Genomic DNA, 12,192 nt, shown 5'->3' with positions numbered 1-12,192 from the left:
TAATGATCCGGCGACCACCTATATATACACAACGCAATTGTCGTGGGCAGCGTAATTTGTTAATATGAGACTGGGACACCTCCGCCTGACGCGGGCGCTCCCCGCGCCGAGACGCCGGCGTCGGCGCGGGACGCCCCGTCCGTCACGGGGGCTCCGTGCGCCGAGACGCCGGCGTCGGGGCGGGACACCTCCGCCTGCCGCTGGCGCTCCCCGCGCCGAGACGCCGGCGTCGGTCTGAGACGCCCCCGCGCGTGCGAGACGCCTCCGGAACCGGGGGCGTCTCGCGTGTTCCGGTGCGTCCCGGACAGACGCCGGCGTCTCGCGGTACGACACCGCGTCTCGCCGCCGGAACGGGGCCGCGTCGCCGGAACGCGGCCGCGTCGCCGGACGTACGCCGTGTCGGACGGGAGGCGCGGTGCCGGTCGGTCCCGCGCCTCCCGTCCGGTGCATCGTGCGGAGGCGCCGTCAGGCGCCGGTGCTGGCGCGGGGGACCAGGCGGGCCGGCAGGTCGACGGGCTCCACCGCGGTGCCGTCGATCGTCGCGAGCAGGCGCAGGGCGGCGGTGCGGCCGAGCTCGGCTCCCGGCAGGGCGACGCTCGTCAGGGCCGGCGCCGTGACCGACGACGAGGGCAGGTCGTCGAAGCCCGCGACCGCCAGGTCCTCGGGGACCCGGAGCCCCATCGCGCCCGCCACCCGGAGCACGCCGTACGCCAGGGTGTCCGCCGCCGCCACGACCGCGGTGACGCCGTCCTCGTGCCACGCCTCGACCACGTGCTCGGTCGCCAGTGCGGCGGCGTCCACCGTCAGGTCCGCGCGGGCACCGGTCTCCGAGACCGTGATCCCGGCGGCGGCGCAGGCCTCGTCGAACATCCGGTGGCGGATGCCGAACGTGGCGACCCGGGCGGTGCCGTCGAGGTACGCCACGTGGTCGTGTCCGCGGTCCCGCAGGTGGGCGACGAGCGCGTCGATGCCCGGAGCGAGGTCGTAGTCGACGGCGGTGGTGCCCTCGGCGGCGTCGGGGGCGTCGAGCAGCACGACGGGCACGCTCGCGTCCATCGACTCGCCGGCTGCCGGGGCGTCGACCAGGATCCCCGCCGGCCGCAGCCGCTCGAAGCGCCGGAGGTCGGCGGCGGTGGGCTGTGCGCCGCGCTCGGTGACCGAGAGCACGAGCTGGTACCGGTCGCCCAGGGTGTCGCGCACGCCGCGGATCACCTCGGCGAAGAACGGGTTCGACAGGTCGGGCGCGATGAGCACGACCAGGTCGCCGGTGCCGCGGGCGAGGGTGCTCGCCGCGTGGTCGACGACGTACCCGAGGGCCTCCACCGCGTCGCGCACCCGCTCCGCGATCGGCGGGGACACCCGCCCGCGCTCCTTGCCGTTGACGACCAGGGAGACCGTCGCGATGCTCGTCCCCGCGCGTTCGGCCACCATCGCCGCGGTCACGCGACGGCCGTGAGTGGCGGGGGAGGGCACCCGACGAGCCTACCGACCGCCGAGGGCACGCGGTCGGACGAGGATCGCTCGGAGTTGACGTCAAGCGTTTGACGTGTTCGAATGTCAAACGCTTGACGCGCCGCGCTGGAGTTGGTTCCTCCACAGTGCGGACCCCACCGCGTCGAGCACACACCTCCGTCCGGCGCTGCCGGACACGACGGGCTGCGAGCGGCCCGCCGACGCCGATCCCCGACGAAGTGGAGCGCCCAAGGTGCCCGATGCAACGACGCAGAAGATCATCCTCGACTGCGACCCCGGCCACGACGACGCCGTCGCCATCCTGCTGGCACACGGCAACCCGACGATCGAGCTCCTCGCCGTCACCACCGTCGTCGGCAACCAGACCCTGCCGAAGGTCACCCGCAACGCCCTCGCCGTGGCGCGCATCGCCGGCATCACGGGCGTGCCGTTCGCTGCGGGCGCCGACCGGCCGCTGCTGCGCGAGATCGAGGTCGCCCCGGAGATCCACGGCGAGAGCGGCCTGGACGGGCCGATGCTCCCCGAGCCGTCGTTCGGCCTGGACGAGCGGCACGCGGTCGACCTCATCATCGACACCGTGATGGCGCACGAGCCCGGCACCGTGACGATCGTGCCGACCGCGGGCCTGACGAACATCGCCCTCGCCGTCCGCAAGGAACCGCGCATCGTCGAGCGCGTCAAGCAGGTCGTCCTGATGGGCGGCGGCGTGCACGTGGGCAACTGGAGCCCGGTCGCCGAGTTCAACATCGTCATCGACCCCGAGGCAGCGGACATCGTGTTCCGCGCCGGGTGGGACGTCGTCATGGTCGGGCTCGACCTGACCCACCAGGCACTCGCCACCCCCGAGGTGGCCGCGCGCATCGCCGCCGTCGGCACCGGGCCCGCCGCGTTCGTCGGCGAGCTGCTCGAGTTCTTCGGCAAGGCCTACGAGGACGCCCAGGGGTTCGACGCCCCGCCCGTGCACGACCCCTGCGCCGTCGCGTACGTCATCGACCCGACGATCGTCCGCGCGGTGCGGATGCCGATCGCGATCGAGACGACGGGCACCCACACGCTCGGCATGACCGTCGCCGACCTCCGCGGTCCCGCGCCCGAGGACTGCCGCACGTCCGCGGCGATGGAGCTCGACCACGGGCGCTTCTGGTACCTGGTCGTCGACGCCCTCGAGCGGATCGGCGAGACGCCCGACACCGGGTGGTCCCCGCGCGCCGCAGCCCGGGCCGTCGAGTCCGCCGACACCACCGTCACCCCGGAGGCCTGAGCACCGTGACCACCACCTCGACGACGAAGTCGATCGGCGCCCTCACCGCCGCCCTGCTCGCCGCGTGCGTCGCGTTCCAGCTCAACGCGAGCATGCTCAGCCCGGCGCTCGCGACGATGGCGGACGAACTCCGCACCGACGACGCGACCATCGGGCTCTCGCAGACGCTGTTCTTCACGATCGCCGCCCTGTTCTCGCTGTTCCTGCCCCGGCTGTCCGACATCGTCGGCCGCAAGCGGGTCCTGCTCGGCATGCTCCTCGTGATGCTCGTCGGCAGCGTGGTCGCCGCCCTCGCCGTGAACGTGCCGATGCTCTTCGCCGGCCGCATGATCCAGGGCGTCACCGGGCCGGTCGTCCCGATCGGCCTGCTCATCCTGCGCAACGAGATCGCCGACCCCAAGCGCTACGGCGCAGCCCTCGGCCTGCTCACCGCCGTGAACGGTGGCATCGCCGGTGTCGACGCGCTGGCCGGCGGCTGGATCGCCACCCACTTCGGCTTCCGCGGCATCTTCTGGGTGATCGCGGTCGTCACGGTCCTCGCCGCGCTCATGGTGGCGGTGTGGGGCGTCGAGTCGAAGCCGTCCGCCGGCACCCGGATGGACTGGTGGGGCGTGCTCCCGCTCGTCGTCAGCGTCGGCGCACTGCTCACGGCGTTCAACGAGGCCGGCAAGCTCGCCCAGGCCGACCGGGCGCTCGTCGTCGGCGGGATCGTCGTCGCCCTGGTCGCGTTCGCGGTCTTCTGGGCGGTCGAGTCGCGGGTCCGCGAGCCGCTCGTCGAGACCCGGTACCTGCGGCGTCGCGGGACCTGGGCGCTCCTCGTGACGACGCTGCTCACCATGACGGGGGTCTTCGCCGTCGTGAACGGGCTGGTCACGAGCCTGGCCCAGAACGACGAGGTCGGCTTCGGCATGGAGGCGGACGTCGCATCGCTCGCGTTCCTCGTGCCGTACGCGCTGGTGGGCTGGGTCGTCGGACCCTTCTCCGGCCGCCTCGCGCCGACGCTCGGCTACCGCGCCGTGCTCCGCGTCGGCCTCGTCGGCAGCATCGTCGCGACGCTCGTCATGGCGTTCGTCGGCGTCCACTCGCTGCCCGTGCTCGTCGCCGCCACCGTGCTCATCGGCATCACCTACGCGGGCATCGCGAACATCGTGCTGAACGGGCTCGGCATCGTGCTCTCGCCGGACTCGAACCCCGGCTTCCTGCCAGGCCTCAACGCGGGCGCGTTCAACCTCGGTGCGGGCATCAGCTTCGCGGTCCTCCCGGCGCTGCAGATCGCACTCGGCACCGGCGGGTCAGCGGGCACCGCCGGCTACTCCGGTGGCATGCTCCTCGGTGCCGCGATCACCTGCGCGGCACTCGCCACGTCCTTCCTCATCCCGCGCCCGGCCTCGGCCGAGACAGGAGCCACCGCATGAGCGGCATCGTCGTCGTGGGCAGCCTCAACGCGGACCTGGTGGTCCGCACCGAGCGCTTCCCGAAGCCCGGGGAGACCCTGCAGGGGTCCGACCTCGCGATCCTGCCCGGTGGCAAGTCCGCCAACCAGGCGGTGGCAGCCGGGAGGCTCGGGGGCACCGTCCGCATGATCGGTGCGGTCGGCGACGACGGGAACGGCACACTGCTGCGCGAGTCCGTCGCATCGGCCGGCGTGGACACCACGCACGTGGCGGTCCGGCAGGGCGTCGCCACCGGGACGGCCGTCATCACGGTCGACGCCGCGGGGGAGAACACCATCGTGATCTCGGGCGGCGCGAACGCCACGCTGACCCCGGACGACGTACCCGCCGACGCCCTCGACGGCGCCGGGGTGCTCGGTCTCTGCCTCGAGGTCTCGATCGACGTCGTGCTCGCCGCCGCGCGGGCCGGTCGTGCCGCCGGAGCGACGGTGCTCACGAACCTGTCGCCGTTCGGCGCCGTGCCGCAGGAGCTCCTCGACCTGACCGACGTGCTGCTGGTCAACGAGCACGAGGCCGCCGAGCTCGGGGACCACGGCGTCGCACGCTCCATCGTGACCCGGGGCGGCGCGGGCTGCACGGTGCACGACGGGGATGCCGCGCCGGTCGACGTCGACGCCGTGCGGGTCGAGCCCGTCGACACCACGGGCTGCGGCGACGCGTTCATGGGGGCGGTGGCGCTCCGACTCGACGCCGGGGACACCCTGCTCGAGGCCGCGCGCTTCGCCGTCGGCGTCGGCGCGTACGCCGCGACGAAGCCGGGCGCGCAGGCCTCCTACCCGACCACGTCGGACCTGGAGTCGTTCCTGCGGCCGTAGCCCGGGCCTCCCGTCCGCCCGTCCCGTCCCGACCGTTCCGCGAAACGCAACCCTGGCGGCTGCTCGCAGCGCTGTACCGTTGCGAGGTGTCGCCGGGGTTGCGTCCTACGGGGGACATCGGCCGCTAGCGTTGGTGCATGCGCGTCGGAGTCCTCGACATCGGGTCCAACACCGGCCACCTGCTCGTGGTGGACGCCCACGGCGGAGCCGCGCCCCTGCCGGCGTCGTCGTTCAAGCAGGCCCTCCGGCTCGCCGAGCACCTCGACGAGTCGGGTGCGGTGACCGCGGTCGGGGTCGACGCGCTGACGACCTTCGTCGCCGACGCCGTCCGCGTCGCCGAGGAGCGCGGCTGCGAGGACATGCTCGGCTTCGCGACCTCGGCCGTCCGCGACGCCGTGAACTCCGACGAGGTGCTCGCGCACGTCGAGCGGGAGACCGGCGTCGAGCTCGCGGTGCTGTCCGGCGAGGACGAGGCGCGGCTGACCTTCCTGGCCGTCCGACGCTGGTTCGGGTGGTCCGCCGGACGCCTCGCGGTGTTCGACATCGGCGGTGGCTCCCTGGAGATCGCCGGTGGTGCCGACGAGGCCCCCGACGTCGCGTGGTCGATGCCGATCGGAGCAGCCCGACTCGCGCGCCGGTACTTCGGGGCGGGCACGCCCTCGGAGGACGACGTCCGCCGCATCCGCCACGAGATCCGCGTCGCGATCGCCCGCGACGCCGGACTGCTGCTGCGCGCCGGGCGGCCCGACCGGGCGGTGGCGACCTCGAAGACCTTCCGGTCGATCGCCCGGATCTGCGGCGCCGCGCCCTCGGCCGCGGGACCGCTCGTGCCGCGGTCCCTCGACGGTACGGTGCTCCGCGAGCGGCTGCCGTCACTCCTGACGATGTCGCTCGACCAGCTGGCCGAGCTGCCGGGCGTCTCGCCGAGCCGGGCGCACCAGGTCGTCCCGGGAGCGCTCGTCGCCGAGGCCTGCCTGGACATCTTCGACCTGCCGGCGCTCGAGATCTGCCCGTGGGCGCTGCGCGAGGGCGTGATCCTCGAGCGGCTCGACCAGCTCTCCGTGCTCGGCTGAGACCCGACCCGACCCGACCCGGCCGGGCGGTCGGGCTCGGTCGGGGCCTAGCGCTGCCGGGCGGGTCGCGGGGGAGCGAGCAGCCACGGGCGGATCAGCCCCGTGACGACGGGCAGCACCCAGAACGTCATGATCGGCGTGAGCACGAGCGTCGTGACGAGCACGCGGGGCAGCACGGCCAGGTGCCCGAACGCCGGGACGAGCCAGCCGACCAGGTAGGTGAAGGCGAGGTTGACCGGGAAGAACCCGAGCCAGATGCTCACGGCCTGCTTCCACCGGGGCGGGGCGCTCGACGCGGGGGCGTCCTGCGGCGCGTCGAACCAGCCCTCGATGCCGGTGCGCTTCTCCACCCGGGACTCCACAACGAGGTCACGCCCCTGGTCGAGCCAGCGGAGCCGGTCGTCGGAGTTCTCCCACGTGGCGAGCTGCTCGTGGTCGGCGAACCGGTAGAGCATGTGCCACTCCCGACTGGTGGCGTGCGACCGGACCCACCCGGAGCCGAGGAAGCCCGGGTAGCGGTTCGCGAGGTTGACGCCGGACTGCACCCACGCGGTGGCGTCGGGGATGCGGTCGGGTTCGACCAGGCGGGTGATGGACACGGTGACGGGCGGGCCTGCGGTCACGGATGACGACTGCAGGCTCCCTGGCTCTTGTGGAGTCATGCGGACAGTCTCGCGGAGTCGTGTTTCCGGCTCGTGACGGCACCGTGGTGCGCTGCCCACGGTGGGCGGCGGTGGACCCGACGCGACGGCTAGCTGGCCTGCTTCTTCGCAGCGGTCTTCTTCGCGGGAGCCTTCTTCGCCGGAGCCTTCTTCGCGGGGGTCTTCTTCGCGGGGGTCTTCTTCGCCGGCGCCTTGCCTGCCGGTGCCTTCTCGGCCGGTGCCGCCTCCGCGTCCCCCTCGTCGTCCGCACCAGCGGAACCGGACGACGACCGTGCGCCGGACGACGAGCGCGACCCAGAGCCTCCGGACCGTGACGATGACCGTGACGAGGACCGCGACGACCCCGACGGGCCGGACCGCTTCTTGTCCACCGAGGCCCGCAGGGCCGCCATCAGGTCGATGACGTCCCCGCCGTCGCCGTCCTCCTCGTCCTCGGAGCGCTCGCCGAACGTCTCCGCGGTGTCGACGTCGTCGCCGGCCTCGAGCTTCGCGTCGATGAGCTGCTGCAGTTCCTCCTGGTAGGAGTCCGTGTAGCGGTCCGGGTCGAAGTCGGCGGACATGCTCTCGACGAGCGAGGACGACATCTTGAGCTCGTTCGCGCTGACCTTCACCGACGCGTCGAGGGCCGCGAAGTCAGCAGCCCGGACCTCGTCGCCCCAGAGCAGCCCCTGCAGCAGGATGACGTCCTCGTTCACCCGCAGCACGCCGAGCCGGGTCTTCTGCCGCAGGGTGAACTGCACGATCGCGAGCCGGTCGGTCTTCGACAGCGTCTCGCGGAGCAGCACGTAGGCCTTCGGCGAGCGGGAGTCCGGCTCGAGGTAGTACGACTTCTCGAACATCATCGGGTCGACCTGGTCGACGGGCACGAACTCGAGCACCTCGATCTCGTGCGACTGCTCCTCGGGGAGCTGCTTGAAGTCGTCGGACGTCAGCACGACGGTCTTGTCGCCGTCGTCGTAGGCGCGCTGGATGTCGGCGTACTCGACCTCGTGGCCGAACTCGCACACGCGCTTGTACCGGATGCGGCCCTTGTCCTCGTCGTGCACCTGGTGCAGGGAGACGTCGTGGGTCTCGGTCGCCGCGTACACCTTGATGGGCACGTTGACGAGCCCGAACGCGATGGAGCCCTTCCAGATCGACCTCATGGGCACATGATGCCCGCGAGTGCGGCGACGGGCCCTCAGTTCCGGGCGGATCGCCAGCCGCGCACGACACCGGAGGGCGTATCGTGCCGCACATGACGGGGGACCACGAGACGACGACGGCCAGCGAGGCGACGACGGACGACGATCGGATCGGCGCGTCGGGGTGGTGGCAGCTCGTCGCCCTGACGGTCGGCGGGGCGGTCGCACCGGCGGTGTTCTTCGCGCTGCAACCGCGACCGGTCCCCTGGGTCGCGGTCGTCGTGCTCGGCCTCGCGCTGGCGGTCGTGCTCCCCGCGCTGCAGGTCTGGTCCTGGGCGCGACGGGGCGGTCGTGCCGCCGTCGTCGCGACGCGACGGTGGGTGGACGACGGACGCGTCCCCGCCGAGGTCCCGGACGCGGTCTGGCGTCCGCGGGTGCAACGGTGGCTGGCGGACGCCCGGCAGCGACGCACCAGCGGGTGCGTGTTCGTCGGGCTGGCCGCGCTGTGGGCGATCCTCGCGGCGTCCGGGACCGCGGGCGACTGGGGTGTCGCGGTCGTCTGGGCCGTACTCGGGGTCGGCACCCTCGTGCAGGGACGCGGCGACCGGGTCGGCGCGGAGCAGCTGCTCGCCGCCCCGGTGCGGACGACGGCCTGACGGCCGCCGGTCCCTGCACAGCTCCTGTGTCAGGACGACCCGTCCACGGAACAGCCCGGTCCTGAACCGTCGTGCCGCCACGGCGAGCACCATGGGCCCATGAGCCAGCTCGACAAGCAGGACCCGCGTTCGCAGTACGCCCGGCCGCCGTTCCCGCCGCAGACCCAGCAGGGGTCCGGGCTGGCCAGCGCGATGGACCCGGCGCCCGACCACGGCGAGACGACCTACCTCGGGACGGGGCGGATGCCCGGGTACCGGGTGCTCGTGACCGGAGCCGACTCCGGCATCGGGCGAGCTGCCGCGATCGCGATGGCGAAGGAAGGGGCCGACGTCGCGTTGAACGCCCTGCCCGAGGAACGCGAGGACCTGGAACAGGTGCGCGACGTCGTCGGCGACCTCGGGCGCAGGGCCGTGCTGCTGCCGGGCGACCTGACCGACGAGGCGTTCTGCGACACCCTCGTGCGCGACGCCGTCAGCGAGCTCGGCGGCCTCGACGCGCTCGTGCTCGTCGCCGGACACCAGCAGGTGCACGAGGACGTGACCGAGCAGTCGACCGAGGACTTCGACCGCACCATGAAGGTCAACCTCTACTCGATGTTCTGGTTGGTGCGAGCGGCCGTCCCGCACATGGCTCCCGGCAGCGCGATCGTCACCACGAGCTCGGTCTCCGCGTACCAACCGCAGGACCGGATGATCGACTACGCCGCCACGAAGTCCGCCATCATCACCTACACGAACGGTCTCGCCCGCCAGCTCGCGGCGAAGGGCATCCGGGCGAACTGCGTCGTGCCGGGGCCGGTGTGGACGCCGCTGCAGCCGATCAGCTACCCCGGTGACGAGATCGCCGCCTACGGTCAGGACACCCCCTTCGGCCGTCCGGCGCAGCCCGTCGAGCTCGGCAGCGCCTACGTCCACCTCGCCGGCCCGGAGTCCTCGTACACGTCCGGCAGCACCCTGACCGTGGCGGGAGCGACCGGGGTCGCGCTGTGAGCCCCGTCGCCCGGAAGACCACCGTCACGGTCGGCGACCGTCGGATCGCCCTGACGAACACCGACAAGGTGCTCTACCCGGCGACCGGGACGACCAAGGGCCAGGTCATCGCGTACTACGAGCGGGTGGCGCCGTGGATGATCCCGCACGTCAAGGACCGCCCCGTGACGCGGAAGCGCTGGGCGAACGGCGTGGACGGCGGGGTCTTCTTCGAGAAGAACCTGCCCGACTCGGCGCCCGACTGGGTCCGTCACCACACGATCGCGCACAAGGAGCACGACACCGAGTACCCGATCGTCGACGACCTGCCGACGCTCGTCTGGACGGCGCAGCAGGCGGCGCTCGAACTGCACGTCCCGCAGTGGCGGTTCGGTCCCCGCGGCGCGCAGCAACGTCCGGACCGGCTCGTGCTCGACCTCGACCCCGGCGAGGGTGTCGGGCTGCCGGAGTGCGTCGAGGTGGCGCTCGCCGCACGCGAGATCCTGCACGGCATGGGGCTCGACCCGTACCCGGTGACGAGCGGCTCGAAGGGCATCCACCTGTACGCGGCGCTCGACGGGCGCGCCACGACCGCACAGGTGTCCGACGTCGCGCACGAGCTCGCCCGGGCGTTGGAGCAGGACCTGCCCGACCTGGTGCTGTCCTCGATGAGCCGCGCCGAGCGACGGGGCAAGGTCTTCGTCGACTGGTCGCAGAACAACGGCAACAAGACGACGATCGCGCCGTACTCCCTGCGCGGCCGTGACCGGCCGACCGTCGCCGCGCCGCGGACCTGGCGGGAGCTCGAGGAGCGCGGGTTCGCCCAGCTGGAGTTCGAGGAGGTCCTCGACCGCCTGGAGGCCCACGGCGACCTCCTGCACCCGGTCGCCTCCGCCTCGCTGGCGGTGGGCAGGACCGACCACGGCCACTGGGACGGCGACCGGACCCAGCGTGCGAACGAGGCAGAGCAACCGGCTCGCGACCGCCTCGCGGCCTACCGCGCGAAGCGCGATGCGTCGCGGACGCCGGAGCCGGTGCCCGAGGGCGCACCGACCGTGCGGAAGGACGGCACGCCGACGTTCGTCATCCAGGAGCACCACGCGACCCGGGACCACTACGACTTCCGGCTCGAGCACGAGGGTGTGCTCGTGAGCTGGGCGCTGCCGAAGGGCGAGCCGACCGACCCCGGGAAGAACCACCTGGCGGTGCAGACCGAGGACCACCCGCTCGAGTACGGCTCGTTCGAGGGGACGATCCCGCAGGCCGAGTACGGCGGGGGGACCGTCACGATCTGGGACGACGGCACCTACGAGCTCGAGAAGTGGCGCGACGGCGAAGAGGTGATCGTCACGCTGCACGGCCGCACGAACGGCGTCCGTCGGCTGGCGCTCCTGCACACCCGAGGGCGGGGCCGCGGGAAGGACGGCGACGAGCAGAACTGGCTCATCCACCGCACGAAGGACCAACCGGACCGTCTCGCCGACGGGGGTGGCGAGGCGGATGCGGGTCGAGCCTCCCGGACACCGACGCCGAGCGCTGCGGAGCGGCAGCGGATCGGCCGTGCCGCGCCCGCGAGGACGTCGCCCGCCGAGCGTCGGGCCATGCTCGCGAGCCCCGTGCAGGGGGAGCCGCGTCTCGACCCGGCGGCCTGGGCGTTCGAGATGAAGTGGGACGGCGTCCGTGCCCTGGCGACCGTGCGCGACGGACGGGTCACCCTGCGCAGCCGCAACGACAACGACCTGACCGCGCAGTACCCGGAGCTGCAGGAGCTGGGTGAGCGGGCCGGGGTCGACGGGGTCTTCGACGGCGAGGTCGTGGCGCTGGACGAGCGCGGGCGTCCGTCGTTCGGCCTGCTGCAGGACCGCATGGGACTGACCGGGGCTCGTGACGTCGAGGCCGCTCGGCGCCGGACACCCGTGCGCCTGCTGCTCTTCGACGTGCTCGAGGCCGACGGACACGACCTGACCCGGCTCGGCTACGACGCCCGGCGCGAGGCGCTCCTGACCGTCGTCGAGCCGGGTGGGGTGATCGACGTGCCCCAGGCGGTCGACGGTGACCTGGACCATGCCGTGGCGGCGTCGCGTGAGCGGGGGCTCGAGGGCGTCGTCGCGAAGAAACGGTCGTCGCGGTACGCCGAGGGCCGCCGCTCCGAGGCCTGGGTGAAGATCAAGCACCACGCCACGCAGGAGGTCGTCGTCGGTGGGTGGCGGCCCGGCAGGGGGCGCCGGGCCGGTGGCGTCGGATCGCTGCTGTTGGGCGTACCCGGCCCGGACGGACTCGAGTACGTCGGCAGGGTCGGGACGGGGTTCAGCGACCGCGACCTGGACGAGATCGGGGAGGCCCTCGGGAAGACGGAGCGGAAGACCTCGCCGTTCGTCGAGGTCCCTCGCCCGGATGCCCGCGACGCCCACTGGGTCACACCTCGTCGGGTCGGTGAGGTCGAGTTCGCCGAGTGGACGGCGGACGGTCGGCTCCGACAGCCGTCGTGGCGCGGGTGGCGGCCGGACAAGGGGCCCGAGGACGTCGTCCGCGAGTCCTGACCGGTCGGCCTCGGCGATCGCGGGCGGAGGCGGTCCGTGCGCCGGATCAGGGGACGCACGGACCGCCGCCGGTGCACCGCGGTCGGCGATCAGGGGTGGTCGACCACGGCGCGTCCGCGGCCCGGGATCACCAGAACCCGGGCGTCCGGAACCCCCACGGTTCCG

At 72.9% G+C, this 12,192-nt stretch carries 10 protein-coding genes; 7 read left to right on the top strand and 3 right to left on the bottom strand.

What is annotated here, in order from left to right:
• Positions 1-465 precede the first annotated feature (465 nt).
• Positions 466-1,473 carry a LacI family DNA-binding transcriptional regulator gene (locus PIJ49_RS15195; protein WP_271826987.1) on the bottom strand — a complete coding sequence of 336 codons (1,008 nt, stop codon included), beginning with the start codon at positions 1,471-1,473 and terminating at the stop codon, positions 466-468.
• 232 nt (positions 1,474-1,705) lie between these two features.
• Here PIJ49_RS15195 and uriH point away from each other — a divergent pair, with 232 nt between their 5' ends.
• The 4 genes from uriH (at position 1,706) to PIJ49_RS15175 (ending at position 6,076) form a co-directional block, all read left to right on the top strand.
• On the top strand, positions 1,706-2,734 hold the full coding sequence (uriH, locus tag PIJ49_RS15190) for a uridine-preferring nucleoside hydrolase UriH (RefSeq protein WP_271826986.1): 1,029 nt from the start codon (positions 1,706-1,708) through the stop codon (positions 2,732-2,734).
• Positions 2,731-4,149, top strand: coding sequence for a uridine transporter UriT (uriT, locus tag PIJ49_RS15185; RefSeq protein ID WP_251154412.1), 1,419 nt, complete (start codon positions 2,731-2,733; stop codon positions 4,147-4,149). Before uriH ends, uriT begins: the two co-directional genes overlap by 4 nt.
• Positions 4,146-5,003: a ribokinase gene (locus PIJ49_RS15180; RefSeq protein WP_271826985.1), complete on the top strand. Its 858-nt coding sequence runs from the start codon at positions 4,146-4,148 to the stop codon at positions 5,001-5,003. The genes uriT and PIJ49_RS15180 overlap by 4 nt, the downstream gene beginning before the upstream one ends.
• Positions 5,004-5,140: 137 nt before the next feature.
• A complete protein-coding gene (locus PIJ49_RS15175) occupies positions 5,141-6,076 on the top strand; it encodes a Ppx/GppA family phosphatase (RefSeq protein ID WP_271826983.1) in 936 nt (311 codons plus the stop codon).
• 47 nt (positions 6,077-6,123) lie between these two features.
• On the opposite strand, the gene PIJ49_RS15170 is transcribed toward PIJ49_RS15175, so the two are convergent.
• Together PIJ49_RS15170 and ku are read right to left on the bottom strand one after the other, a co-directional pair.
• Positions 6,124-6,738, bottom strand: coding sequence for a putative antibiotic biosynthesis monooxygenase (locus PIJ49_RS15170; protein ID WP_066651677.1), 615 nt, complete (start codon positions 6,736-6,738; stop codon positions 6,124-6,126).
• A gap of 89 nt (positions 6,739-6,827) precedes the next feature.
• Complete coding sequence (ku, locus tag PIJ49_RS15165; RefSeq protein WP_066651683.1) at positions 6,828-7,883, bottom strand: non-homologous end joining protein Ku; 1,056 nt, start codon at positions 7,881-7,883, stop codon at positions 6,828-6,830.
• 92 nt (positions 7,884-7,975) lie between these two features.
• Between ku and PIJ49_RS15160 the strand changes: the two genes are divergently transcribed.
• The 3 genes from PIJ49_RS15160 to PIJ49_RS15150 all read left to right on the top strand — a co-directional run bounded on the left by PIJ49_RS15160 (position 7,976) and on the right by PIJ49_RS15150 (position 12,027).
• Complete coding sequence (locus PIJ49_RS15160; protein ID WP_271826982.1) at positions 7,976-8,518, top strand: hypothetical protein; 543 nt, start codon at positions 7,976-7,978, stop codon at positions 8,516-8,518.
• A 99-nt stretch (positions 8,519-8,617) separates the two neighbouring features.
• A complete protein-coding gene (locus PIJ49_RS15155; protein WP_271826981.1) occupies positions 8,618-9,508 on the top strand; it encodes an SDR family oxidoreductase in 891 nt (296 codons plus the stop codon).
• Positions 9,505-12,027: an ATP-dependent DNA ligase gene (locus PIJ49_RS15150; RefSeq protein WP_271826980.1), complete on the top strand. Its 2,523-nt coding sequence runs from the start codon at positions 9,505-9,507 to the stop codon at positions 12,025-12,027. Before PIJ49_RS15155 ends, PIJ49_RS15150 begins: the two co-directional genes overlap by 4 nt.
• Positions 12,028-12,192: the final 165 nt, after the last annotated feature.

The sequence above is a fragment of the Curtobacterium uvaldense genome, assembly GCF_028307415.1.
GTDB lineage: Bacteria > Actinomycetota > Actinomycetes > Actinomycetales > Microbacteriaceae > Curtobacterium.
This window is presented reverse-complemented; position numbering and strand designations above follow the sequence as displayed.

Coding starts and splice junctions, on each gene's coding strand:
- PIJ49_RS15180 (WP_271826985.1), top strand. CDS start 4,146: ATGAGCGGCATCGTCGTCGTGGGCAGCCTCAACGCGGACCTGGTGGTC.
- PIJ49_RS15175 (WP_271826983.1), top strand. CDS start 5,141: ATGCGCGTCGGAGTCCTCGACATCGGGTCCAACACCGGCCACCTGCTC.
- PIJ49_RS15170 (WP_066651677.1), bottom strand. CDS start 6,738: ATGACTCCACAAGAGCCAGGGAGCCTGCAGTCGTCATCCGTGACCGCA.
- ku (WP_066651683.1), bottom strand. CDS start 7,883: ATGAGGTCGATCTGGAAGGGCTCCATCGCGTTCGGGCTCGTCAACGTG.
- PIJ49_RS15160 (WP_271826982.1), top strand. CDS start 7,976: ATGACGGGGGACCACGAGACGACGACGGCCAGCGAGGCGACGACGGAC.
- PIJ49_RS15155 (WP_271826981.1), top strand. CDS start 8,618: ATGAGCCAGCTCGACAAGCAGGACCCGCGTTCGCAGTACGCCCGGCCG.